The sequence below is a fragment of the Thiomicrorhabdus sp. Kp2 genome, from assembly GCF_000478585.1.
Lineage (GTDB): Bacteria > Pseudomonadota > Gammaproteobacteria > Thiomicrospirales > Thiomicrospiraceae > Thiomicrorhabdus.
This window is the reverse complement of record NZ_ARWI01000001.1, coordinates 930,494-955,781: the sequence shown is the minus strand read 5'-3', so window position 1 is coordinate 955,781 and position 25,288 is coordinate 930,494. Positions and strand designations below refer to the sequence as shown.

At 40.9% G+C, this 25,288-nt stretch carries 20 protein-coding genes; 18 read left to right on the top strand and 2 right to left on the bottom strand.

Features of this window, described 5'->3' with window-relative positions; translation table 11 throughout:
- Window positions 1-12 precede the first annotated feature (12 nt).
- The 9 genes from A379_RS04560 (at window position 13) to A379_RS04515 (ending at window position 14,794) form a co-directional block, all read left to right on the top strand.
- Entirely contained in the window at window positions 13-1,128 is a 1,116-nt protein-coding gene (locus A379_RS04560; RefSeq protein ID WP_051145009.1) for a glucokinase, read from the top strand.
- A gap of 121 nt (window positions 1,129-1,249) precedes the next feature.
- A complete protein-coding gene (gene glgC / locus A379_RS04555; protein ID WP_040726126.1) occupies window positions 1,250-2,518 on the top strand; it encodes a glucose-1-phosphate adenylyltransferase in 1,269 nt (422 codons plus the stop codon).
- A gap of 536 nt (window positions 2,519-3,054) precedes the next feature.
- The gene (locus tag A379_RS04550) at window positions 3,055-4,770 is read left to right on the top strand and encodes a glycoside hydrolase family 57 protein (RefSeq protein ID WP_040726123.1); all 1,716 of its coding nucleotides are present in this window, start codon (window positions 3,055-3,057) and stop codon (window positions 4,768-4,770) included.
- A 1,434-nt stretch (window positions 4,771-6,204) separates the two neighbouring features.
- Window positions 6,205-7,599 (top strand): 4-alpha-glucanotransferase, encoded by a 1,395-nt coding sequence (gene malQ / locus A379_RS04540; protein WP_040726120.1) that lies wholly within the window; start codon window positions 6,205-6,207, stop codon window positions 7,597-7,599.
- 58 nt (window positions 7,600-7,657) lie between these two features.
- A complete protein-coding gene (glgB, locus tag A379_RS04535) occupies window positions 7,658-9,874 on the top strand; it encodes a 1,4-alpha-glucan branching protein GlgB (RefSeq protein ID WP_040726118.1) in 2,217 nt (738 codons plus the stop codon).
- Between the two features lie 169 nt (window positions 9,875-10,043).
- Entirely contained in the window at window positions 10,044-11,561 is a 1,518-nt protein-coding gene (glgA, locus tag A379_RS04530) for a glycogen synthase GlgA (protein ID WP_040726116.1), read from the top strand.
- Window positions 11,562-14,054, top strand: a complete 2,493-nt coding sequence (locus A379_RS04525) for a glycogen/starch/alpha-glucan phosphorylase (RefSeq protein ID WP_040726114.1) — start codon at window positions 11,562-11,564, stop codon at window positions 14,052-14,054.
- Window positions 14,055-14,252: 198 nt separating this feature from the next.
- Window positions 14,253-14,492: an AbrB/MazE/SpoVT family DNA-binding domain-containing protein gene (locus A379_RS04520; RefSeq protein ID WP_040728685.1), complete on the top strand. Its 240-nt coding sequence runs from the start codon at window positions 14,253-14,255 to the stop codon at window positions 14,490-14,492.
- On the top strand, window positions 14,486-14,794 hold the full coding sequence (locus A379_RS04515; protein WP_081696334.1) for a type II toxin-antitoxin system PemK/MazF family toxin: 309 nt from the start codon (window positions 14,486-14,488) through the stop codon (window positions 14,792-14,794). Before A379_RS04520 ends, A379_RS04515 begins: the two co-directional genes overlap by 7 nt.
- A gap of 872 nt (window positions 14,795-15,666) precedes the next feature.
- On the opposite strand, the gene A379_RS04510 is transcribed toward A379_RS04515, so the two are convergent.
- Window positions 15,667-15,957, bottom strand: coding sequence for a GIY-YIG nuclease family protein (locus A379_RS04510; protein ID WP_040726110.1), 291 nt, complete (start codon window positions 15,955-15,957; stop codon window positions 15,667-15,669).
- Window positions 15,958-16,657: 700 nt separating this feature from the next.
- Between A379_RS04510 and A379_RS12600 the strand changes: the two genes are divergently transcribed.
- The 3 genes from A379_RS12600 (at window position 16,658) to A379_RS04495 (ending at window position 17,873) form a co-directional block, all read left to right on the top strand.
- Entirely contained in the window at window positions 16,658-17,176 is a 519-nt protein-coding gene (locus tag A379_RS12600) for a type II secretion system protein (RefSeq protein WP_051145007.1), read from the top strand.
- A 110-nt stretch (window positions 17,177-17,286) separates the two neighbouring features.
- On the top strand, window positions 17,287-17,556 hold the full coding sequence (locus tag A379_RS04500) for a type II toxin-antitoxin system ParD family antitoxin (protein ID WP_040726109.1): 270 nt from the start codon (window positions 17,287-17,289) through the stop codon (window positions 17,554-17,556).
- A complete protein-coding gene (locus tag A379_RS04495; protein ID WP_040726107.1) occupies window positions 17,556-17,873 on the top strand; it encodes a type II toxin-antitoxin system RelE/ParE family toxin in 318 nt (105 codons plus the stop codon). The genes A379_RS04500 and A379_RS04495 overlap by 1 nt, the downstream gene beginning before the upstream one ends.
- 682 nt (window positions 17,874-18,555) lie before the next feature.
- Here A379_RS04495 and A379_RS13015 read toward each other — a convergent pair.
- Window positions 18,556-18,750 carry a hypothetical protein gene (locus A379_RS13015; protein WP_157832341.1) on the bottom strand — a complete coding sequence of 65 codons (195 nt, stop codon included), beginning with the start codon at window positions 18,748-18,750 and terminating at the stop codon, window positions 18,556-18,558.
- 166 nt (window positions 18,751-18,916) lie between these two features.
- Between A379_RS13015 and glmS the strand changes: the two genes are divergently transcribed.
- From glmS to A379_RS04465, 6 genes are read left to right on the top strand one after another with little or no spacing between them, the layout of a single operon-like run.
- Window positions 18,917-20,797, top strand: a complete 1,881-nt coding sequence (gene glmS / locus A379_RS04490) for a glutamine--fructose-6-phosphate transaminase (isomerizing) (protein ID WP_040726105.1) — start codon at window positions 18,917-18,919, stop codon at window positions 20,795-20,797.
- Window positions 20,798-20,811: 14 nt separating this feature from the next.
- Entirely contained in the window at window positions 20,812-21,696 is an 885-nt protein-coding gene (rfbA, locus tag A379_RS04485; RefSeq protein WP_040726102.1) for a glucose-1-phosphate thymidylyltransferase RfbA, read from the top strand.
- Window positions 21,696-22,271: a dTDP-4-dehydrorhamnose 3,5-epimerase gene (gene rfbC, locus A379_RS04480; protein ID WP_040726101.1), complete on the top strand. Its 576-nt coding sequence runs from the start codon at window positions 21,696-21,698 to the stop codon at window positions 22,269-22,271. The genes rfbA and rfbC overlap by 1 nt, the downstream gene beginning before the upstream one ends.
- The gene (rfbD, locus tag A379_RS04475) at window positions 22,264-23,196 is read left to right on the top strand and encodes a dTDP-4-dehydrorhamnose reductase (protein ID WP_040726098.1); all 933 of its coding nucleotides are present in this window, start codon (window positions 22,264-22,266) and stop codon (window positions 23,194-23,196) included. Before rfbC ends, rfbD begins: the two co-directional genes overlap by 8 nt.
- Window positions 23,197-24,285, top strand: coding sequence for a dTDP-glucose 4,6-dehydratase (gene rfbB, locus A379_RS04470; protein ID WP_040726096.1), 1,089 nt, complete (start codon window positions 23,197-23,199; stop codon window positions 24,283-24,285).
- A complete protein-coding gene (locus tag A379_RS04465; protein ID WP_051145006.1) occupies window positions 24,285-25,277 on the top strand; it encodes an FAD-binding oxidoreductase in 993 nt (330 codons plus the stop codon). The genes rfbB and A379_RS04465 overlap by 1 nt, the downstream gene beginning before the upstream one ends.
- Window positions 25,278-25,288: the final 11 nt, after the last annotated feature.

Here is a 25,288-nt window from a genome sequence, read left to right as displayed (position 1 = left end):
AAGGTGGTTTGAATGTATTATTTGGCTGGTGATATAGGAGGAACAAAAGCATTACTTCAACTTATTCAGATCAAGCCAAATACCGCACATTCCACAGTTGCTAATTCAACGTTAACCCATGTTTTAGGTGAGCAGCGCTATCAGTGTCAGGCGTTTGATTCGCTCCAATCTATTATTACCACCTTTCTTGATACCTTTGAATTTTCTAATCAATCTCATCCGATTATTGATGCGGCTTGTTTCGGTTTACCAGGCCTGGTAGATGGCCGAGTGGTTGAATTAACGAATTTACCCTGGGTTGTTGATGCCGATTTGATTGAGCAAAAATGCGGTATTCAAACAGTACATTTTGTAAATGACTTTTATGCCGCTGCATTAGGGGTAGATGACTTAATGCCCTCCGATAAAATGACACTCTATTCTCCAATAGAAAATATTGCCAAAGAGGGTAATCGTTTAGTTATTGGTGCGGGTACTGGTTTGGGTGTGGCTCCCGTGTTTTTTGATGGTGATAACTATATTCCACAGCCCTCAGAGGGTGGGCATTTTGATTTTGCCCCCATTTCTGAAACGCAACAAATATTACTAAATTGGCTTTGGCAGAAATGGGAGCATGTCTCTTATGAACGGGTTTTATCTGGACCAGGCCTGGAAACTTTATATGAGTTCTTTTTATTACACGACTTACCCAATACTTATTCTCAAACAAGTTCACAAAAACTTCATAAAAATAAGTTTTTTAATCCATTAAATAAGCAGGTAAGCTTACTTATTGCTAAGGATAAAAAAGAAGACTCTTTAAAACGTCTAACGGCGGCCGAAATCCACCAGGCGGCAGAGAGTGGTGACCCTACCGCGACAAAAGCAATCATGGAATTTGTTACGATTTATGGTGCGTTTATTGGTGCGGTCGCACTAATTTGGAACGCACCTGGCGGAATTTTTCTGGCTGGCGGCGTTGCATTGAAATTACAGGCTTGGATGCAAAAAAAGAATTTTGTAAGTGCTTTTTTAGAAAAAGGGCGCATGACTAAAGTAGTGAAAACTATGCCAATTTATCTTATTACCGATGAAGCCTTAGGCTTAAAGGGTGCGATGTTGGCAGCAAAAAATAACATGGCTGAGTAACAAGCCAGAAAAGAATATCTTAGCTTTTTTAATTAAAATCGTTTTATAGAAAAGTTTATCAAAATGATTAATTTAATTTTATAACGATTTCAATCCCACTAATTGGTATGAGGAATGCTGAATGAAATATTATTGTGAAACTAAAACAGCAACAGACTTAACGCGCAAAACCTTAGCAATTGTGCTTGCTGGTGGAGAAGGGAGTCGTTTAAAAGATTTAACGCGCTGGCGCGCTAAACCCGCAGTGCCTTTTGGTGGTAAATATCGTATTGTTGATTTTGTGTTATCCAATTGTGTGAATTCGGGTATTCGCAAAATTGGCGTGTTAACGCAATATAAATCGCACTCGCTGATTCGTCATATTCAACGTGCTTGGAGTTTTATGCGTTACGAGGTGGGTGAGTTTGTTGAACTGCTTCCCGCTCAACAGCGTGTTGATAAAGATTGGTATAAAGGTACGGCCGATGCCTTATATCAAAATTTAGATATTCTGCGCCGCCATACACCCGAGTATGTGATGGTATTAGGAGGGGATCATATCTACTCTATGGATTACAGCAAAATGTTAGTAGATCACGCCAATTCTGGAGCGGATGTAACCATTGGCTGTATTGAAGTGCCAAGAATGGAAGCCACAGGTTTTGGTGTTATGTCGGTTAATGAAACCTTTAAAATCACTAAATTTACTGAAAAACCAGCCAACCCTGATTCAATGCCAGGCAAGCCTGATAAAGCATTGGCATCGATGGGGATTTATATTTTTTCAACTGAGTTTTTATTCCAAAAGCTGATTGAAGATAGTGATAACCCGAACTCTTCTCGAGATTTTGGTAAAGATATTATTCCGTCCATTATTGAAGACTGGAATGTACAAGCTTACCCATTTGTAGATGATAGTGGTGTGCCTGTTTATTGGCGTGATGTTGGAACAATTGAGTCGTTTTGGAAAGCCAATTTGGACTTATGTTCTATTGAACCAGAACTGAATTTATATGATCGCGATTGGCCAATTTGGACCTATCAAGCGCAGATGCCACCCGCTAAATTTACCTTTGACGACGAAGGACGCCGTGGTGAAGCCATCGACTCAATGGTGGCAGGCGGTTGCATTATTTCAGGTGCCCGCATTAAACGTTCAGTGATTTCAAGCGGCTCTAGAGTGCACAGTTATTCACATATTAAAGATTCAGTGTTATTACCACGGGTTGAAGTGGGGCGTAATTGCCGTATTCAAAATGCTGTGATTGATAAAGGGGCGATTATTCCTGAAGGAACCATTATTGGTGAAGATCCAGTAGAAGATGCCAAGCGTTTTTATATTGAAGAATCCTCTGGCATTGTTTTAGTTACACCAGAAATGTTAGGGCAAAAATTACACACTTTGCGATAAAAAAGAATGGTTAACCACAAAAACTCGGCTGCAGAGACGAAAACGAAGCGAAGCACAAGCTCTTTAGAGCGAAGAACGCCTGTTAAGGCGACCCGTAGGGTGAGAGTAACGAATAATCCATGGTTAACGTCTGCCTACATCTTTAGCCGTAAGCCATGGATCGCCACGCCCTAAAGGGCTCGCGATGACAGTGTTGTTTAGAGTTACAAAAAAATACTCGGCTACAGAGATGGAGAAACAAACAACTCGGCTGCAGAGATGAAAACGAAGCGAAGCACAAGCTCTTTGGAGCGTAGAACGCTATTTATAACGATCCGAAGGGCTACACTTTAAAACTATATCCAATCCGACGGTCATTGCGAGTGAAGCGAAGCAATCCATGGTTAACGTCTGACTACGGTGCTTTGCCAAGAGCCATGGATTGCCACGGTCTTCGACCTCGCAATGACCAAGTTTTTAAAAACTTCGTGTCTTGGTGGTTAATTGCCTACGATATAGATAAATGAATAATTAGAATAAAAATAGAAATAAGGGTTATGGAAACTAAAAAATTAAAAGTGGTTTTATGTTGGCATATGCACCAACCGCATTATCGTGATGGTTTAGATGGCGTCTACCGTTTGCCTTGGGTGTATTTGCACGCCATTAAAGATTATGCCGATATGGTTTGGCATCTTGAGAAATGCCCGCAAGCCAAAGTGGTGGTCAATTTTGCGCCTGTGTTATTGGAACAGTTAGATGATTATGCGGCTCAGATGCGTAATTGGTTAAAAAACGGCACAGCAATGCAAGACCCTTTGCTGAATTTAGTGGCTGGCGAGACACCAATTCCTATCTCGATTGAAGGCAGAGAAGAGGTGATTAGTGTCTGTTTGCGCGCTCATGCACCCACGATGATTGATGTATTGCCTGATTTTAGAGCTTTGGTTGATTTAGCGGGATACAATCCAGAGTTAGAGGGTGAGAATCATCAGCTAGCGTATCTAAACCCGCAATATTTTACCGATTTATTGGTTTGGTATCACCTGGCCTGGATGGGAGAAAGTCTGAGAGAGTCTGATTCACGTCTTGAGAGTTTAATGGCGCAAAAAGGCCATTTTTCAACTGACACTCAACGTACACTAATTGAGATTATGGCGGATGCGGTGGAGAGCATTATCCCGCGTTACCGAGCGTTAATGGAAAAAGGGCAAATTGAAATTTCCATGACGCCTTATGGTCATCCGATTGTACCGCTGTTAATTGATTTTGCCAGTATGCGAGATGCCATGCCTGATGCACCAACCCCAATCTACAAAAGCTATCCAGATGGCTATGAACGTTCTAAATGGCATATGGAGCATGGCTTTAAAGTGTATGAGCAACATTTTGGCGCTAAGCCCAAAGGTGTTTGGTTGTCAGAAGGCGCAATCAGTAGTGCAGCAGTAGGTTTGTTGGATGAATACGATATTAAGTGGACCGCATCAGGTGAAGGTGTTTGGCGCCACTCTTGTGAAGCCTCGTGTGTTAATCAGCATGATTTACACAGTAAAAAAGCGCTTTATCAACCTTTGCAACACGCTTCTCAAAAATGCGCCATGTTTTTTAGAGATGATGGTTTGTCCGATATGGTGGGTTTTCAGTATAAAGATTGGAACCCGATTGATGCCGCGAATGACTTTGCCCAACACATGGATAACATTGCCAATTTTTTAAGCAGTGAAGTAAAAGAGCATGTAGTGTCTGTCATATTGGATGGTGAAAATGCCTGGGAATATTATCCTGAAAATGCCAATCACTTTTTAACGGCTCTATACGATAAGCTTTCAAGCCATCCACATATTGAAATGACCACCTTTTCAGACGCTTTAGAAAACGGTGCTAAAGTTCGTCACTTACCTGTTCTTAAAGCAGGTAGCTGGGTGTATGGTTCCTTTTCAACCTGGATTGGTGACGATGATAAAAACAAAGGTTGGGATTTGCTGGTAGAAGCAAAACAGTGTTTTGATGAGGTGGTTTTATCTCATGTTCTCTCAGAAGCAGAGCTTAAACAAGCGACTGAGCAACTTGCCATTTGTGAAGGGTCAGATTGGTTCTGGTGGTTTGGTGGTTACAACCCATCGGATAGTGTGCAAGATTTTGATAGGCTCTATCGCAGGCATTTAACACGTTTATATGACTTGTTGAAACAGACACCACCAGAAAGTTTGAATATACCTATCTCTTATGGTGGTGGTGATATGGAAAATTCAGGTACCATGCGCCGTAATTGATATTAAATCGTGTTAACTGCTACTTAATTGACTGTGAAACAAAGAACTCGGCTGCAGAGACGAGAAACAAAGTTATTGTACTGTCATTGCGAGCAAAGCGAATAATCCATGGTTAACGTCTAACTACATACTTGGCCGTAATCCCTGGATCGCCATGCCCTAAAGGGCTCGCGATGACAGTGTTCTTTAGAATCACAAAAAAAAACTCGGCTGCAGAGACGAGAAACAAAGTTATTGTACTGTCATTGCGAGCGAAGCGAAGCAATCCATGGTTATCGTCTAACTACATACTTGGCCGTAATCCCTGGATCGCCACGCCCTATAGGGCTCGCGATGACAGTGTTCTTTAGAATCACAAAAAAACACGGCTGCAGAGACGAGAAACAAAGTTATTGTACTGTCATTGCGAGCGAAGCGAAGCAATCCATGGTTATCGTCTAACTACAGTGCTTTGCCGAGAACGATGGATTGCCACGGTCTTCGACCTCGCAATGACAAAAAAACAAAATCGAGTTCACGGTCAATGCGAAACAAAGAACTCGGCTGCAGAGCTGAGAAGCAAAGTTATTGTACTGTCATTGCGAGCAAAGCGAAGCAATCCATGGTTAACGTCTAACTACATACTTGGCCGTAATCCCTGGATCGCCACGCCCTATAGGGCTCGCGATGACAGTGTTTTTTTAGAATCACAAAAAAACACTCGGCTGCAGAGACGAGAAACAAAGTTATTGTACTGTCATTGCGAGCAAAGCGAAGCAATCTATGGTTATCGTCTAACTACAGTGCTTTGCCGAGAACGATGGATTGCCACGGTCTTCGACCTCGCAATGACAAAAAAACAAAATCGAGTTCACGGTCAATGCGAAACAAAGAACTCGGCTGCAGAGCTGAGAAACAAAGTTATTGTACTGTCATTGCGAGCGAAGCGAAGCAATCCATGGTTATCGTCTAACTACATACTTGGCCGTAATCCCTGGAACGCCACGCCCTATAGGGCTCGCGATGACAGTGTTTTTTAGAGTTACAAAAGAACTCGGCTGCAGAGCTGAGAAGCAAAGTTATTGTACTGTCATTGCGAGCGAAGCGAAGCAATCCATGGTTAACGTCTAACTACATACTTGGCCGTAATCCCTGGATCGCCACGCCCTAAAAGGCTCGCGATGACATTGTTGTTGAGGTTTTATGGTTTTCAAAGTAACAGGGTCTTTTCTTCGTGACTTCGAGTCTTCGTGGTTAAGCTTTTAAATGAGACCTTTGCACGAGTCAGGGATGTAAGAAAAACGAGATAGAATTCTTTAGATTTAGGCTAAAAAATACGCATAATAACGAGTTATTGGGCGGACTTTTTAGCCTGAAGATAGAGGATTATAGCCGTTTTTATACGTTCATAGACTCGTGCAAAGGTCTCTAAATATATAGAGTAGAGATAACTGTGTGAATAAAAGACAAGCAGGGGTGTTACTTCATCCAACGTCATTACCTAATAAAGAAGGCTTGCCAGGTCAATTAAATGACCAGGCCTGGTTGTTTTTAGATTGGATGCAGTCGGCAGGTTTATCGATTTGGCAAATGTTACCTTTAACGCAGCCACATGAAGATTTATCGCCTTATCAATCGGTTTCTGCTTTTGCCCTAAACCCCGCTTTACTGCCCAATAATTGGGAGGCCGAGTTTAGCCAGGTAAAATTCGCGCTTTATCTGGCGAATCCACCGCATTGGTTAGAAGACTACGCTTTATTTATGGCCATTCGTAAAAGTCAAAATAATGCTTCTTGGGTGCATTGGCCTGAAGGTTTGAAATATCGTCATGCCAACGCCATTGCAGCGTTTTCTCAAGCGCATGAGCGTGAATTAACCCAATTAAAAAAACAACAATTTGCCCTGAACAGGTTGTGGCATACATTAAAAGCAGATGCCAATCAAAAAGGCATTTCTCTGTTTGGTGATATGCCGATTTTTGTGGCTTTTGATAGTGCTGATGTTTGGGCAAACCCAGGTCAATTTAAACTGGATGAGCATTTAAATCCAACGGTGGTAACTGGCGTTCCGCCTGATTATTTTTCAGTAACGGGTCAGCGCTGGGGTAATCCTCATTACAATTGGGATGTTATGGCCGCCGATGGTTTTGAATGGTGGAGACAGCGTGTAGCAGAAGCGCTAAGCCAGTTTGATTTAGTGCGAATCGACCATTTTAGAGGGTTAGAAGCCTCTTGGGAGATAGAAGCCAGTGAAGAAACCGCAATAAATGGCAAGTGGGTAAAAACGCCTGGCGATGATTTACTGGCGGCATTGAAAACAGATTTTCCTGATTTACCTTTAGTGGCAGAAGATTTGGGGATTATTACCGAAGAAGTGGTTGCTCTTAAAGAGAAGTACGGCTTGCCAGGGATGTCCGTTTTACAGTTTGGCTTTAATGGTTTGCCCGATAATCCGCACTCTCTACATGAGCAGGTACAAAATTCGGTGACCTATACGGGAACGCATGATAACGATACCTCTTTAGGTTGGTTTGAGAGTGAAAACGAAGGAACACGAAATTGGGTTATGGAGCAGTTAATGCCATTAGCTGAACAAAAAATGGCTGAAACCGAACTGTTAGAAGAGTATGCTAAACCCATGCCGTGGCCATTAATTATGGCGGCATTTAATTCGGTTGCTCAACGAGTGATTGTACCGATGCAAGATTTTTTAATGCTGGACGGTGAACACCGTATGAATGTGCCAGGCGTGTGTGATGGAAATTGGCGTTGGCAGTTTAATTGGTCGCAAGTTCCCGACAACTTGGCGGCAAACATTCGGATTTTAATTGAAGATTCAGAGCGCTTATAAAATACGATACGTAAAAACGTTCAAGAAATAATAAATTGGTAAAACTTTGGTAGAACATATGCAAATTAGCTGGCAAACACTTGGCAAACTTTTACAGACAAACATTCGTGTTTTAGCAGAAGGCCGTCACCATGACCCATTTCATTTTTTAGGTTGCCACCCTGTTGACCCTGCTGAGAAAGCTGAACATAAAGAAAATGGTTGGACCTTAACCGCTTGGTTGCCAACCGCTGAATCAGCGAGTGTTGAAGGTATTGAATTACAGCGTATTGAAGGCTCAGATATGTTTATGGCCTTTATCACCGATAAACAGAAAGAGGCATTACCAAAACATTTTGCTGTTAAATGGACTGAAAAAGATAACTCTAAACACGAAGCCGTTTCTCCCTATACCTTTCTACCGCAGTTAGGTGAGTTGGATTTGCACCTGTTTTCTGAAGGCCAGCATTGGAGTTTATATGACGTTTTAGGCGCTCATCCAAAAGTAATCGATGGTATTTCTGGGGTGCAATTCGCAGTTTGGGCGCCTTCAGCTGAACGAGTTTCTGTGGTGGGTGACTTTAATGGTTGGCATGGTTTACGTCACCCTATGCGTGTGAATGGCGGTTCTGGTGTGTGGGAGCTGTTTATACCAGGCCTGCAAGAAGGTGATATTTATAAGTTTGAAATTCGTAATCATCAAACGGGTCACTGTTTTACCAAAACCGATCCTTATGCGGTTTCAATGGAGCATCGTCCAAAAACAGGCTGTGTAATCTATGAATCTAAGCATCAATGGAATGACCAGGCCTGGTCAAAAAAATTAGCTGAATTTGATTGGCAGAAATCGCCCATTAATATTTATGAAGTGCATTTAGGTTCTTGGCAAAGAACAGATGAAGGTGGTTTTTTAAACTACCGTGAAATTGCCCATCGTTTGGTGGAGTACGTAAAGTGGATGGGCTATACCCATATAGAACTCTTGCCCATTTCAGAACACCCATTGGATGAATCTTGGGGCTATCAAACGACAGGCTACTTTTCACCCACTAGCCGTTTTGGTTCGCCAGATGATTTTCGTTATTTTGTTGATTATTGTCATCAGAATGACATAGGTGTGTTTTTGGATTGGGTACCAGCCCACTTTCCAAAAGACGAATTTGCTTTAGGTCGTTTTGATGGCAGTGCATTATATGAGCATGAAGATCCACGCAAAGGTGAACATCAAGATTGGGGAACTTATATTTTCAATTTTGGCCGTAATGAGGTGCGTAATTTTTTAATCAGTAACGCACTGTATTGGCTGAAAGAACTGCATATTGATGGCTTACGTGTTGATGCGGTGGCCTCGATGCTGTATCTCGACTATTCGCGTGAAGCGGGTCAGTGGGTGGCAAACGAACATGGTGGTCGTGAAAACCTAGAGGCGATTAACTTTTTACGAGCGTTAAACGAACAGGTGCACTCACAATGCCCAGGTGCCGTCGTTATGGCTGAGGAGTCAACTTCTTGGCCAATGGTTTCACGCCCAACGTGGATGGGCGGTTTAGGGTTTTCTATGAAATGGAATATGGGGTGGATGAATGACACTCTAGACTATTTTGAAAAAGCCCCTATTTTTAGGCCATATCACCATAACCAGCTCACCTTTAGCCAAGTTTATGCTTATACAGAGAATTTTGTATTGCCGTTGTCACACGACGAGGTGGTGCATTTAAAAGGCTCTTTAATTGAAAAGATGCCTGGTGATAATTGGCAAAAAGCCGCTAACCTCCGTTTATTATTGGCTTATCAAGCGCTTCATCCAGGTAAAAAGTTGTTGTTTATGGGGTGTGAATTCGCGCAATGGGGTGAGTGGAGTGAATCGCGTGCTTTAGATTGGTATCTATGTGATCAACCTTTAAATAGAGGTATTCAGTTATTGGCTAAGTCTGTTAACGAATTGTATAAATCGCATCCAGCATTGTATGAGCGTGATTTTGAGGCACACGGATTTGAATGGATTGATTGTCACGACTACCAACAATCGGTGTTAAGTTTTATTAGACACGCTGAAAATCAAAAATTAGTCTGCGTCTTTAACTTCACGCCTGTGCCGAGGGAGCATTATCGTATTGGTTTACCTCAGGCAGGTAACTACATTGAAGTGTTGAATTCGGATTCAGAAATCTTTGGTGGCGCTAATATCGGTAATGCGGGTTTAGTGATAAGCCAAGAAACGCCGTGGATGAATCAGCCGTATTCAGCAGAATTAACGTTACCACCGCTTAGTGTGGTGGTTTTAAGGCTAGAGTGAATAAAGAAGAGTGAATGAACTAGAGTGGTATTTATGACTGTTGGTCTAGTTTTGGTTAACAACCGTGCCTTGACTCGTGCAAAGGTCTCTTGTAAAAAACTTCGTGCCTTCGTGTCTTCGTGGTTAAATTCAAAAACGCTTAATAAAAATTAAAAAATCAGGAAATTGCATGAAAATTCTTTTTGCCTCATCTGAAGCGCATCCATTTATTAAAACAGGTGGTTTAGCAGATGTTTCAGGTAGCTTACCCAATGCGTTAGTGGCGCTAAAGCAAAAGGCGCGTTTAGTTTTGCCCGCTTACCAATCGGTATTAAAAAAAATACCTCAAAAATCACTTAAAAAAGTGGCGGAGTTAACGGTAAACGGTTGTGGAAAAGTGCTGTCAGCTCGTATTTTACAGCTTAAAATTGGCGCGATTGATGGGGTTGATTTTCCCGTTTGGTTGGTTGATATTCCAGAATTGTTTGACAGGCCTGGTAATCCGTACTTAGCCGAAGATGGCACCGATTGGTGGGATAATGGTGAGCGTTTTGCGGTTTTTTCTATGGTAGTGAATGAAATCGCCATGGATCGGGTAGGGCTAAAATGGAAGCCTGATGTAGTGAATGCCAATGATTGGCAAACGGGTTTAGTGCCAGCGTTGCTAAGTTTAGAAAAGGATGCGCCTAAGACAGTATTTACGATTCATAATATGGCGTATCCTGGAAACTTCCCTAAGTCTTTATTTGATAATTTACACTTACCTTGGAAGCTTTGGGGAATAGAGGGAGTAGAGTTTTACGGTCATTTTTCAATGCTTAAAGCGGGCTTAATTAAGGCCGATTGGGTCTCAACTGTAAGCCCAACTTATGCAAAAGAAATTTGTTACCCCGAATTTGCTTATGGGCTTGAAGGGGTTTTACAAAAACGCCACGAAGAAGGGCGTTTGGTCGGTATTATCAATGGTATTGATGAGCATGTTTGGAACCCCGAAACCGATAATTTAATCGTGCAAAATTACTCTGTTAAAAAAGGCCGAATGGCCGCTAAGCAAGCAAACAAAGAAGCTTTATTAAGTGAGTTATGTTTGTTTAGGGGAGAGAAAGAAAAAAAATCTGTTGCCCGTTTAGCCAACTGTTTAGACAAACCCTTAATTGGTTTTGTAGGGCGCATGGTTGGCCAAAAAGGCATGGACTTAGTGTTGGATGTGATGCCCGAAATTATTCAGCAAACCAATGCAAACTTTGTGATTGTAGGAGCGGGCGAAAAACACTACGAAGCCCAAGTCAAAGAGTTGGCAAAAAAGTTTCCAACACGAATTTGGGCCTTTATGGGATATTCAGAATCTTTAGCACACAGAGTTGAAGCGGGGGCGGACATGTTTTTAATGCCTTCTCGTTTTGAACCTTGTGGGTTAAATCAAATGTATAGTTTGGCGTATGGCACGCCTCCGATTGTTCACCATACAGGTGGACTGGCTGACACCGTTGTCAATGCCACGGATGAAAACATCAAAGCAGGAACGGCAACAGGGTTTGTGTTTTATGACCCAAGTCGTCATGCATTAAAGTCAACCATACTGCATGCTTTGCATCTGTTTGGTAAAAAACGTACTTGGCAAAAAATACAGAAAACAGGTATGGAACAGCCTCTAGGCTGGAAAAACAGTGCAAAAAAATATGTAGAACTTTATTCGGAGAATAAGTAAATGCCAACGTCAATAGAAGCGAAAAGAATGGAAATCATTACAGATATGCTTCAGCATACTGGAATGGATAAAGAAGATATTGAAACCGATTTTTTAAGATATTTATGCCATACATTGGGTAGAAATTTAACATCAGAAGACTATTACCTTTTTAAGGCGCTCTCTTATACGGTTCGCGATCGTTTAATGACAAACTGGAAAAAGACATGGGAAGCCTATAATGAGAAAAAACTCAAAAAGGCTTACTACCTCTCTATGGAGTTTTTGATTGGTCGCTCATTAACCAATAATCTATTAAATCTGGGGGTTGAAAATGAAACCCACGAAGCCCTGTACGATTTAGGTTTAAGTCTTGAAGAAATTGAGGAAGCGGAACGTGATGCGGGTCTTGGAAATGGCGGTTTAGGTCGTTTAGCAGCCTGTTTTATGGATAGTTGTGCTACTTTGCAACTGCCAGTAATGGGATATGGTTTACGTTATGAATATGGCATGTTTCGTCAGTTAATACAAAATGGCTATCAAATCGAAGAGCCAGACCACTGGTTGGGTACAGGCCCTTATCCGTGGGAGATTGAACGTGCTGAATATACGCGAGTGATTAAATTCGGTGGTACGAGTCGCACCTATACAGACCCTCATACAGGGCAACTTATTGTGCATTGGGAACAAGCCGAAATTGTTGAAGCAGTCCCTTATGATGTGCCAATTCCAGGTTTTAAAAATAGTACAGTCAACACCTTAAGATTATGGTCGGCTCAAGCGCAAGAAGGCTTTAACTTGTCTGAATTTAACGCGGGTTCATACCATGAGGCGGTAGTTCAAAAGTCTGAAGCCGAAAACATTACCATGGTTTTATACCCAAATGACAGCAGTGAAAACGGTAAAGAATTACGTTTAAAACAGCAGTACTTTTTAGTTTCAGCTTCCTTGCAAGATGTGGTTGAACAATGGAAAGCCAAATATCAAGATTTTAATGACTTTGCAGAATTTAACGCTTTTCAGCTGAATGATACTCACCCAAGTTTGGCCGTTGCAGAGTTAATGCGTCTCTTTGTTGATAAAGAAGGGTTAGAGTGGGATCAGGCCTGGTCAATTGTCTCTAAAACAATGGCTTATACAAACCATACCTTATTACCCGAAGCTTTAGAAAAATGGTCCGTCGAGTTATTTGAAAAACTACTGCCACGCCCACTCGAAATTATTTATGAAATTAATCACCGTTTCTTGACGCAGGTTTCAATGAAATGGCCTGCTGATAATGATCGTTTGCGTCGCATGTCGATTGTTGATGAACATAATAATATTTGCATGGCTTATTTGGCCATTGTGGGGAGTCATTCGGTAAATGGTGTGGCAGCTCTGCATTCTGAATTGTTAAAAGAGGGGTTATTTAACGACTTTTATCAGCTATGGCCTGAAAAATTTAATAACAAAACTAATGGCGTCACGCAGCGTCGTTGGTTAGCGGGTTGTAACCCTAAATTGCGCGCCTTGTTAAAAGATAAAATTGGCGAAAACTGGATAACAGAGCTAACCGATTTACAAAAAATAGAACCGCTTGCTTCAGATAAAGAGTTTCAAACACAGTGGTACGATGTTAAACAAGCCAATAAAAAACGCTTGGCAGATTTAATCAAAAAAGAAACAGGGGTCTCTCTTAATGTCAATTCAATGTTTGATGTTCAGGTTAAGCGTATACATGAATACAAACGCCAATTATTGAATGTATTGCATGTAATTCATCTCTATTCACGAATTAAACGTGGGGATACCGAAAACTGGACCAATCGCAGTGTGATTTTTGGTGGTAAAGCCGCACCAGGTTATGTCATGGCCAAAAACATTATTAAGCTAATTAATAATGTGGCGCAAATCATCAATGCAGATCCCGATGTAGGCGATAAGTTAAAGGTGGTGTTCTTTCCAAACTACCGAGTGTCAGCCATGGAAGTGATTTGCCCAGGTACTGATTTATCTGAACAAATCTCTACCGCAGGTAAAGAAGCTTCTGGTACAGGTAATATGAAGTTTATGATGAATGGTGCTTTAACCATTGGAACTTTAGATGGCGCAAACGTTGAAATCCGAGAAGCCGTCGGTGATGAGAATTTCTTCCTATTTGGTTTACAAACACCAGAAGTGGAAGAGTTACGACACCATTATCGGCCACAAAACTACATCAATGCCAGTAGCGACTTACAAGCCGTAATGGGTTTACTCGAATCAGGTCATTTTAATCATTTTGAACCAGGTATTTTTAACGATATTATCAACTCAATCAAAAGTTCAAATGATCCTTGGATGACCTTAGCAGATTTCCAAAGCTACGTAGAGGCTCAAGAACATGCCGCACAAGCCTATCAAGATAGAGATGATTGGGTGAGAAAAAGCATTATTAACTCAGCTCGTAGCGGCATCTTTTCAACCGACAGAACCATGAAAGAATATAACGATGATATTTGGAAACTAGAGCCAATTACCATTAAATCCTAAACACCTTTCTTTCTTGCATTTAGTCCGTTTAGGGACGGTACCTTTGGGTACTGTCCCCAAAGGTCAATGGTGCCGTCTCTTATTTCATCCGTTATTTACTTGTGCTTGTTTCATGGATAAAAATGACAGCTGGTTGCAGAAGTTTCTTTGGAGTTATATAATTTGTTTTAACATTGTTATTACATGAAGAGTAAAAAAATGCAAACAACACTCAGAAAAATTGGAAATTCAAGAGGGGTTATCATTCCTTCTGCTCTAATAGAGCAGCTTCATCTTGAGAATGAGATAGAGCTTGTCCTTCAAGAAGGTGCTTTGCTTTTAAAGCCATTGACACCTCTTAGGCAAGACTGGTTTAAAGGGTATGATGCAAGCCAAGATGTTGAACCTCTTGGAGAGATGAAAGACCTTGATTCCGAGCAAGAGGATTGGGAATGGTAAATAGAGGTGATGTCTATTGGGTAGAACTTGATCCAACTGTTGGTACTGAAATTCAGAAAATACGTCCATGCTTGATTGTATCTCCTGACGATATGAATAGTGTGCTTCCTCGTGTCATTATTGCTCCAATTACATCCAAAGGACAATCTTTAGGCTGTCGTCCAGAAGTCATTTTTAATGGCAAAATGGCTCGAATTCTTTTAGATCAAATCCGAACCGTTGATAAGAAAAGACTAAAAAGCAAAATGGGAAAAATTGAGTTAGATAATTGGCACGATACACTTATTCAGATGCTTTCATAGACGATTTTCACCCCTAAATCACACCATTATTGCGAACATAGAACTCGGCTGCAGAGACGAGAACAACGCGAAGCACAAGCTCTTAAGAGCGAAGAACGCCATTTATGGCGGCCCGTAGGGTGAGAGTAATGAATACTCCATGGTTGACGTCTGACTACAGTGTTTAGCCGTAAGTCATGGATCGCCACGCCCAAAGGGCTCGCGATGACGAACCACACCGTCTGTCATTGCGAACGGAGTGAAGCAACCCATGGTTATCGTCTAACTACATACTTGGCCGTAATCCCTGGATCGCCATGCCCTAAAGGGCTCGCGATGACAGTGTTTTTTTAGAGTTACAAAAAAACACTCGGCTGCAGAGCCGAGAAACAAAGTTATTGTACTGTCATTGCGAGCAAAGCGAATAATCCATGGTTAACGTCTAACTACAGTGCTTTGCCGAGAACGATGGATTGCCACGGTCTTCGACCTCGCAATGACAAAAAAACAAAATCGAGTTCACGGTCAATGCGAAACAAAGAACTCGGCTGCAGAGACGAGAACAACGCGAAGCACAAGCTCTTAAGAGCGAAGAACGCCATTTATGGCGACCCATAGGGTGAAAGTAACGAATACTCCAGGGTTAACGTCTAACTACAGTGCTTTGCCGTGAGCCATGGATCGCCGCGCCCAAAGGGCTCGCGATGACGAACCACAACGTCTGTCATTGCGAACGGAGTGAAGCAACCCATGGTTAAAGTCTGACTGCAGTGCTTAATCGTAAGCTCTGGAGTATTCGCTCCGCTCACCCCTAAAGGGATCGCCTTGCAGGTGTTCTGCACTCCTTCGTCGCTTGTGCCACTCTCGTAGTGCTCGCGAGGACAGGCTGTTATTCACTCTAAAATTTGTGAGTATAAGTCTAGCCAATTTGGGTTGTTGGTATCAATCAAATCGATTTTTCTTTTTCGATTACCTGCTTTGAGCTGCTTTTCTCTTTCAATTGCAATAGAAATATCCTCAAAAATCTCATAATAAACTAATTTTTTTAAACCAAATTTTTTAGTAAAACCTTCTGCTAAGGCGTTTTTATGTTCATAAACGCGTTTAACAATATTGCTTGTTACTCCAACATATAAAGTTCCATTTTTTTGATTTGTCATAATGTAAACAAAGCCTTTTTTCATATGCTTTACCCTTTTCTCTAACGTCTTGAAAAACTCATATCTGTAACGTTACACGTCTTTGCAAGCAAAGCAAACCTCCGCCAGATATTGCGAAACGAAGAACTCGGCTGTAGAGCCGAGAAATAAAGTTTTTGTACGGTCATTGCGAATGAAGTGAAGCAATCCATGGTTAACGTCTGACTACAGTGCTTTGCCGTGAGCCATGGATCGCCGCGCCCAAAGGGCTCGCGATGACAACCAACCGCCTGTCATTGCGAGCAACGCGAAGCAATCCAGGGTTAACGTCTAACTACAGTGCTTTGCCGAAAGTCCTGGATTGCCACGGTCTTCGACCTCGCAATGACGAACCTATACCGCCCGTCATTGCGAAATGAATAAGCACAAGCTCTTAAGAGCGAAGAACGCCATTTATGGCGACCCGTAGGGTGAAAGTAACGAATACTCCAGGGTTAACGTCTAACTACAGTGCTTTGCTCAAATCACCCTAAGAGGTCGATTTTCAGGTGTTCTACGCTCCACAGTCACTGCTATTCTGGTCAGTCATATTTACTTTAATTTAAAGGCTAACTCACTTTTCTTTGCATAACTTATTAATTTTTATAGATTAATCTTTATAAAACCCGATTGTAAGTTATTACTTATTAATATAGTATTAATTCTTATTATTTCGTAGCGGCTATATCAAATGTAGGGGGTGGGTATGTATCGATATCAAAATGGATTTACTTTGGTTGAGCTGAGTATTGTTCTTATGATTATTGCACTGTTAATAGGCGGTGTTTTAAAAGCACAAGCCATGATTGAAAACGCCCAGATTCGTGCCGATATTAAAAAGTTATCAGAATTTAAGATGATATCACTGCTCTACAAAGACAAACTGTCGCAACTGCCTGGAGAAGATGATGAAAATCCAGGTAGGCTTAAAACAGTGCTTTCAACCGTAATGTCACCTACCGAAGGTTATTTTTACGATATCTATCAAGCAGGTTATAGTCAAAGTCTGCAACCCATGCCGTCAATCGGTACGGCATTTAAAGCCACATGGGGTGGCAGCAGTGGCGCAAACTACGGATTAATTGCGGGAGCCAATCAGATGTGTATTACCAATATTGATGTGGATCTTGCAAGTGCAATAGAAACACAGCTTGATGAAGGCTCAAGAACAAGCGGAGAAGTAGAATACACACTAAATGGCTCGCAACTTTGTATGAAGTTGTAAGCCAGGGACGGTACCCAAAGCTACTGTCCTTCAAATAAAAATCAATCTTTGACAATCTTTGTTTGATAGAGAGATAATGCTATTTAAACATGTGTAAAAGGAGATAAGCCATGAATATTTCTCTAACGCCTGAATTAGAAAATCGAATTAAAGCGAAAGTTGCAACGGGTTTATATAACAACGCTAGTGAAGTGGTGCGTGAAGCGTTACGTTTTGTAGAAATGAATCAAGAGTGGATAGACGAAGTCAAGCTAGCTACACTACGAAAACAGCTTGATGTTGGAATGAATGAACTTGATCAAGGCAAGGGAATTGAAATTGAATCCTATCAAGCACTAGACCAGTTTTTTGATGATATTCAACAGCATCGTATCGACTGATGGGAAATCAAAATAGTTTAAAATTAGTAGTCGCGCCAGTAGCTCAATCAGATATTTTTGGTATATTTAATTATACCTTAGAAAATTGGGGTGAAAAGCAAGCACAGAACTACCTTATGATTCTCAAAAAAGCTTTACAAGCACTACGTGAACGGCCACTTAAAGGCAAGGTTAGACCTGATCTTAATTCTAATATTAGATCGATTATTGTCGAAAAACACATCGTTTATTATCGTCAACAAGAAAAAGTTCTTGAGATTGTTCGTATCTTGCATGGTAGGCAAGATCCTGATGTAAGAGTGAGTGAAAACCTATAACCACTAACACGACACGACACCCAAAGGGTAAGTCGAGAATCAAAGAACTCGGATGTAGAGACGAGAAACGAAGAACTCGCCGCCCGTCATTACGAGCAAAGCGAAGTAATCCATGGTTAACGTCTAAATATTGAACTTTGCCGTAAACCCTGGATTGCCACGTCACTAACGTTCCTCGCAATGACAAACCACACCGCCCGTCATTACGAATGAAGTGAAGCAACCCATGGTTAACATCTAAATACCGTACTTACAGAGAGATTGAGTAAACGTCTTAAATAGGAATTTTGCCGTAAACCCTGGATTGCCACGTCACTAACGTTCCTCGCAATGACGAACCACACCGCCTGTCATTGCGAACGAAGTGAAGCACAAGCTCTTTAGAGCGAAGAACGCCTGTTAAGGCGACCCGTAGGGTGAGAGTAACGAATACTCCATGTTTACGTCTAACTACGGTGCTTTGCCGTAAACCCTGGATTGCCACGTCACTAACGTTCCTCGCAATGACAAAACCTTCCACCCGAAATTGAGAAACGAAGAACTTGGCTGCAGAGACGAGAAACAAAGAACTCGGCTGTAGAGACGAGAAACGAAGAACTCGCCGCCCGTCATTACGAGCAAAGCGAAGTAATCCATGGTTAACATCTAAATACCGTACTTACAGAGAGATTGAGTAAACGTCTTAAATAGGAATTTTGCCGTAAACCCTGGATTGCCACGTCACTAACGTTCCTCGCAATGACAAACCACACCGCCCGTCATTACGAGCAAAGCGAAGTAATCCATGGTTAACGTCTAAATATTGAACTTTGCCGTAATCCCTAGATTGCCACGTCACTAACGTTCCTTGCGTTAATAACTGAACCAGGCCTGGCATGTGAACACCTATGTTTTAGTATGCATAAGGTACCTTAAAACCTTCGTGTCTTCGTGGTTAATTAATTCTAGGGAGAAAGTACGTATTTAAAGCAAAATAACAGAAAAATTAGCGTCTTTTAATATAGAATACACAACCTATTATTTTGTTTGTATTGAGTTGAATTATGTGCGGAATTGTTTGTGGCGTTGCAGAAAGAAATATAGTTCCCATTCTGTTGGAAGGTTTAAAACGCCTTGAATACCGTGGGTATGATTCATCTGGTATCGCACTGTTAGATGCAAATTCACAATTTCAACGTGTTCGCTCCATCGGTAAAATCGTTAATCTAGAAAAAAGCATTCAATCTCAAGCGGTCGATTTTAGCGGTAATATTGGCATTGCTCATACGCGTTGGGCCACCCATGGTGTGCCGGCAGAAAACAACGCGCATCCACATGTCTGTAATAATCAAGTGGCCGTGGTTCATAACGGTATTATTGAAAACTACCAAAGTTTAAAAGCCCAACAGCTTGCAGAGGGGTATCGTTTCACCTCAGAAACCGATACCGAAGTGGTTGCACATTGTGTGCATAAAGAATTACAAACTTCAGAAACTCTATTAGAAGCGGTTCAAAAAGCGGTCAGTCATTTTCATGGCGCTTATGCATTAGGTGTTATAGCACCTAGTCACCCCGATTTTTTGATTGCCGCCAGAAAGGGTAGCCCATTGGTTATCGGAGTTGGAATCGGTGAGCATTTTATCGCCTCAGATGTGTCCGCTTTATTACCTGTAACGCAAAACTTTATCTTTTTAGAAGAAGGCGATATTGCCGAAATCACCCGTCAAGAAGTCAAAATTTACGATATTGAGGGTCAGTTAGTAGAACGTCCAGTTAAGCAATCGCAGTTAACTGCCAATGCAGTTGAATTGGGTGAACACCGTCACTACATGCACAAAGAGATCTTTGAGCAGCCACAAGCGGTTATCGATACTTTAGAAGGGCGAATCACCAAGGATACTGTGCTCACTTCAGCCTTTGGTTTTCAGGCCGAAACAATTTTTAAAAGCATTCAACAAATCCAAATCATCGCCTGTGGAACTTCTTATCACTCAGGCCTAGTCGCTAAATATTGGTTTGAAGATATTATCGGTCTACCGTGTCAGGTAGAGGTAGCCAGTGAATACCGTTATCGTAATCCCGTAGTGCAAAATAATACTCTGTTTGTGACAATCAGTCAGTCCGGTGAAACCGCAGATACGCTGGCGGCATTACAGCAGATCAAAACGTATCGTCATTGCGAGGAACAAAGTGACGCGGCAATCCATAAAAATATCCCAACGCTTACCATCTGTAATGTAGCTGAATCCAGTCTTACTCGAGAAAGCGACTTAACCTTCCTAACTCATGCAGGCCCAGAGATCGGAGTGGCTTCCACCAAGGCATTTACCACTCAGTTAGTGGCGTTATCTTTGTTATTAACCTCTGTTGGTAAAACACTAGGATTAATGGATAAAGAGCAAGAACAAAAAATTGTTCACGGTTTAATCAAATTACCAGGCCTGGTAACCAGTGCTTTAGAGCATGAAGATAAAATTAAAGAAATCGCCAACTGTTTTGCAGATAAAAACAACGCACTGTTTTTAGGGCGTGGAACCATGTATCCCATTGCGATGGAAGGTGCATTGAAACTCAAAGAAATAAGCTATATCCACGCCGAAGCCTATCCGGCAGGAGAGCTAAAACATGGGCCTTTAGCTCTAATTGATGAACTCATACCTGTTGTGGCAATCGCACCAAAAGATGATTTATTAGAAAAACTTAAATCCAATCTACAAGAAGTCAAAGCCCGCGGCGGCCAAATGATCGTCTTTGAAGACGAAGAGTCTGATATTAGTTCAGAAAAAGACTTTAAAGTGGTAAAAACCACCACAAACGTAGGTCGAATTACCGCCCCAATCACCTTTAATATTCCTTTACAACTTCTAAGCTACCATGTAGCAATTATAAAAGGTACCGATGTGGATCAACCAAGAAATTTAGCAAAATCAGTAACGGTAGAATAGTACAAGGAAAAAATATGAAAGGCATTATTTTAGCAGGCGGTTCAGGTACACGATTATACCCGATTACTAAGGGTGTATCAAAGCAACTTGTACCTATTTATGACAAACCAATGGTCTACTATCCATTGTCTGTTTTAATGCTTGCTGGTATTACCGAAGTTCTCATTATCACCACGCCAGAAGACCAAACTTCTTTTCAACGTTTATTGGGTGATGGTTCTGAAATTGGTATGTCTTTTGAATACATCGCACAACCTTCACCAGACGGCCTAGCTCAAGCTTTTATTTTAGGTGATGAATTTCTAGGTGATGAAGATGCCTGCTTAGTTTTAGGCGATAATATCTATTACGGTCACGACCTAACCTCAACACTAGCTAATGCTGTACAAAATGCCAAACAAGAAAACAAAGCCACCGTTTTTGGATATCACGTCAATGACCCAGAACGTTATGGCGTGGCGGAATTTGATCAAAATGGTAACGTAATCAGTCTAGAAGAAAAACCTGAAAAACCAAAATCCAACTACGCAGTTACAGGTCTGTACTTCTACCCAAATGACGTCATTCAAAAAGCCAAAGAAGTGAAACCTTCACATCGTGGTGAACTAGAGATTACCACTGTAAACCAAATGTACCTAGAAGAAGGTCGTCTAAAACTTGAAACTATGGGTAGAGGTTACGCCTGGTTAGATACTGGAACACATGAGAGTCTATTAGAAGCTTCATCATTCATTGAAACCATCGAAAAACGTCAAGGTCTAAAAGTCGCTTGTATTGAAGAAATTGCTTTTGAGATGGGTTACATCACCAAAGAACAGCTTATTGAACTGGCGCAACCGCTTAGCAAAAACCAATACGGTCAATACTTGCTAAAAAGAGCAGAAGAAGGCCGCGTTTAATGGAGTTTGTTAAACAGTCTATTTCTGATATTTTATTGATTAAGCCTAAAGTCTTTGGCGATGATCGTGGTTATTTTGTAGAAACTTTCAGGCAAGACAAGTTTGAAGAAGCGATAGGTTATCAAGTTAACTTTATTCAAGATAATGAATCTAAGTCCAGTCGTGGGGTTTTAAGAGGATTACACTTTCAACTCCCTCCTTTTTCTCAGAGTAAACTGGTCAGAGTCATAGAGGGAAAAGTCTTAGATGTGGCGGTAGACATTCGACAAGGAAGCCCAACCTTTGGTAGGGTGGTTACTGCTGAATTAAGTAGCGACAATAAACACCAATTGTTTATCCCAAGAGGTTTTGCTCACGGATTTGTAGTTTTAAGTGATACTGCTATCTTCGCCTATAAAGTCGATAATTATTATTCGCCCGAATGTGACAGAGGTCTTGCCTTTAACGATACAAATTTAAAGATCAATTGGCAACTGCCAGGGGGTGAGTTAAAGCTTTCTGATAAAGATTTAAAACAACCTGGCCTGGTAGATTTAGAGGCTTGTTTTGAATACGGTGTAGATTACTATGCTTAAAAAAACACTCGTTACTGGAAAAGACGGTCAATTGGGTCAATCATTATTGGTGTTAAAAGAAGCATATCCATTATTAGATATGACCTTTGTGGGACGGAATGAACTTGATTTATCTAGCGCTACCAGTATCAAGGACTATTTTAAAGAAAAAGCTTTTGACGTTATTATCAATTGCGCAGCTTATACGGCTGTTGATAAGGCAGAATCTGAACCTGAGTTAGCAGACCAGATTAATCATATTGCGGTAAAACAGCTTGCAGAGATTGCTAAGCAACAAGATAGTGTTTTGATTCATATTAGCACCGATTATGTTTTCAATGGACAAAACTACAAACCTTATATAGAAACTGATGAGACTGATCCACAAAATGTTTACGGTTCAACCAAACTAAAAGGCGAGCAAGCGATACAAGCAATTAATCCTAAAGGTTGCATTATTCGCACTAGTTGGGTGTATTCAGAATATGGCAATAACTTTGTAAAAACCATGTTACGTTTAGGCAAAGAAAAAGAACAGCTTGGAATCATCTTTGATCAAGTAGGTACACCAACCTATACTGGTGATTTAGCAGAAACTATTTTGCAAATAGTGAATAGTAAACAGTTAGTTGTTAGCCGTGAATACAACAATGCAGATGCGAACTTGCTTACTACGCACCACGCACTACTCACTAAAAATGAAGTCTTTCATTTTTCCAATGAGGGTGTTTGCTCTTGGTATGATTTTGCAAAAACGATATTTGAATTAAATGGGGTTGAGTGTCAGGTTAACCCAATTGAAACCAAAGACTATCCAGTACCAGCAACAAGACCGCATTACAGCTTAATGAATAAGGCAAAAATTAAACAAGTCTATAATTTAGAAATGCCCTACTGGAAAGACTCACTTAAAGTTTGTCTACAAAAGCTACAGGAACAAGCATAAATGGAAGCAAAAACAATTCTTGTCACTGGCGGCGCAGGCTTTATAGGTTCTGCGGTAGTACGTGAACTAATCAAGCATTCAAGTCACGATGTCGTGAATGTAGATAAACTTACTTACGCCGGTAACTTAGATTCTTTGTCTACTGTTGATCAAAATCCAAGATACCAATTCGAACAAGTCGATATTTGTGATGCCTCTGAAGTAAAGCGAGTGTTTGAACAACATCAACCAGACATTGTTATGCATTTAGCTGCAGAATCACATGTTGATCGTTCTATTGACGGTCCAGGTGAGTTTATCCAGACCAATATTGTCGGAACTTATACACTGCTAGATCAAGCGAGAGCCTATTGGAACCAGCTTGATGGTGACAAAAAAGCCAATTTCCGTTTTCATCACATTTCAACAGATGAAGTATATGGTGATCTTCCGCATCCAGATAATGTGGAAGAATCAGAAAAATCCAATCTTCCATTGTTTACTGAAGAAACAGCGTATGAACCTAGTTCACCGTATTCAGCCAGTAAAGCGGGCAGTGACCACCTAGTCAGAGCATGGAACAGAACCTTTGGTTTACCAACGATAGTGACTAATTGCTCAAACAACTACGGTCCGTTTCACTTTCCAGAAAAACTGATTCCATTAGTTATCTTAAATGCACTAGAAGGTAAACCGTTACCCATCTACGGAAAAGGTAATCAAATCCGCGATTGGCTCTATGTAGAAGATCACGCAAGAGCATTAGTTGTTGTCGCTACCCAAGGTAAGGTTGGAGAAACCTACAATATTGGTGGACACAACGAAAAACAGAACATAGAAGTGGTTAAAACCATTTGCGCGATACTCGACGAAGTCAAACCCAAAGCCAGCAAATACGAACAACAAATTACCTATGTCGCAGACAGACCCGGCCACGACATGCGTTATGCCATTGATGCTACAAAAATCAAACAAGACCTGAACTGGACGCCTCAAGAAACCTTCGAATCAGGCATCAGAAAAACGGTGCAATGGTACTTAGATAACAAAGAATGGTGTCAGCATGTGCAAGATGGCAGTTATCAACGCGAAAGATTGGGTACCAATTAATGAATCAAGAAGTTTTAAATATAAATACAGTTGAAGGAGTATCTATTCCGAGTAACTCATCTAATAGTATTATAGAATCAGCATTGTTGGATGGTTTTGTATTTGAATATAGTTGTAAAAATGGACAGTGTGGTGTATGCAAAACGACTTTGCTAGAGGGAGAGGTTATAGAGTTACAGCCCCAGCTAGCATTATCAGAAGAAGATAGATTAGCAAATAAAATCCTAACTTGTTGTTGTGCTACGGTATCTGATATTTTGATTGATGCAGAAGAATTAAGTGCTTTAAAAGACATAGAAACCAAAACGTTTCCTGCAAGAATTAACTCATTAAGAAATCTAACGGATGAAGTGGTTGAAGTAATGCTTAGACTACCGCCTACGACAAATTTTGATTTTTTGGAAGGTCAGTATTTGGATGTAATGCAAAATAATATCCGTCGGAGCTATTCAATCGCCTCGACCAATAAAGATAAAGAAATTAAGTTACTTATTAAAGAATATCCTAATGGACAAATGAGCAACTATTGGTTTAATCAAGCTAAAGAAAATGACTTACTCAGAATTGAAGGTCCAAAGGGAACGTTTTTTTTGAGAGAGTCAAAAAAGCCATTGCTTTTTCTAGCAACAGGCACGGGAATTGCCCCTATTATCTCTATGCTACAAGGTCTTGATGAAGATGATACTTATCATCAAGCACAGCCAATTAATGTTTATTGGGGTAATAGAAAAGCAGAAGAGTTTTTTTGGCAACCTATTTTTACAAAACTTAATGTCAGTTTTTATCAAGTGAACTCTCAACCTAACGATGATTGGTCAGAATGCGAAGGTTACGTTCAAGAGATTGCTTTAAATAAGATTAAAAATATCACAGATTTTGACGTGTATGCCTGCGGGTCAAACGCTATGATTCAATCTGCAAAGCAACAATTTATTGGAAAAGGGCTTCCAGAAAACCAATTTTATTCAGATGCCTTTGTGCAAAGTTATTAAATTTTTAAAAG

Bases quoted from the DNA above. Each gene is read 5' to 3' on its own strand.
- A379_RS12600 (WP_051145007.1), top strand. From the start codon at position 16,658: ATGTATCGATATCAAAATGGATTTACTTTGGTTGAGCTGAGTATTGTT.
- glgB (WP_040726118.1), top strand. From the start codon at position 7,658: ATGCAAATTAGCTGGCAAACACTTGGCAAACTTTTACAGACAAACATT.
- A379_RS04560 (WP_051145009.1), top strand. From the start codon at position 13: ATGTATTATTTGGCTGGTGATATAGGAGGAACAAAAGCATTACTTCAA.
- A379_RS04495 (WP_040726107.1), top strand. From the start codon at position 17,556: ATGGGAAATCAAAATAGTTTAAAATTAGTAGTCGCGCCAGTAGCTCAA.
- glgC (WP_040726126.1), top strand. From the start codon at position 1,250: ATGAAATATTATTGTGAAACTAAAACAGCAACAGACTTAACGCGCAAA.
- rfbB (WP_040726096.1), top strand. From the start codon at position 23,197: ATGGAAGCAAAAACAATTCTTGTCACTGGCGGCGCAGGCTTTATAGGT.
- rfbC (WP_040726101.1), top strand. From the start codon at position 21,696: ATGGAGTTTGTTAAACAGTCTATTTCTGATATTTTATTGATTAAGCCT.
- A379_RS04465 (WP_051145006.1), top strand. From the start codon at position 24,285: ATGAATCAAGAAGTTTTAAATATAAATACAGTTGAAGGAGTATCTATT.
- rfbD (WP_040726098.1), top strand. From the start codon at position 22,264: ATGCTTAAAAAAACACTCGTTACTGGAAAAGACGGTCAATTGGGTCAA.
- A379_RS13015 (WP_157832341.1), bottom strand. From the start codon at position 18,750: ATGCCAGGCCTGGTTCAGTTATTAACGCAAGGAACGTTAGTGACGTGG.
- glmS (WP_040726105.1), top strand. From the start codon at position 18,917: ATGTGCGGAATTGTTTGTGGCGTTGCAGAAAGAAATATAGTTCCCATT.
- A379_RS04550 (WP_040726123.1), top strand. From the start codon at position 3,055: ATGGAAACTAAAAAATTAAAAGTGGTTTTATGTTGGCATATGCACCAA.
- A379_RS04510 (WP_040726110.1), bottom strand. From the start codon at position 15,957: ATGAAAAAAGGCTTTGTTTACATTATGACAAATCAAAAAAATGGAACT.
- A379_RS04515 (WP_081696334.1), top strand. From the start codon at position 14,486: ATGGTAAATAGAGGTGATGTCTATTGGGTAGAACTTGATCCAACTGTT.
- glgA (WP_040726116.1), top strand. From the start codon at position 10,044: ATGAAAATTCTTTTTGCCTCATCTGAAGCGCATCCATTTATTAAAACA.
- A379_RS04520 (WP_040728685.1), top strand. From the start codon at position 14,253: ATGCAAACAACACTCAGAAAAATTGGAAATTCAAGAGGGGTTATCATT.
- rfbA (WP_040726102.1), top strand. From the start codon at position 20,812: ATGAAAGGCATTATTTTAGCAGGCGGTTCAGGTACACGATTATACCCG.
- A379_RS04525 (WP_040726114.1), top strand. From the start codon at position 11,562: ATGCCAACGTCAATAGAAGCGAAAAGAATGGAAATCATTACAGATATG.
- A379_RS04500 (WP_040726109.1), top strand. From the start codon at position 17,287: ATGAATATTTCTCTAACGCCTGAATTAGAAAATCGAATTAAAGCGAAA.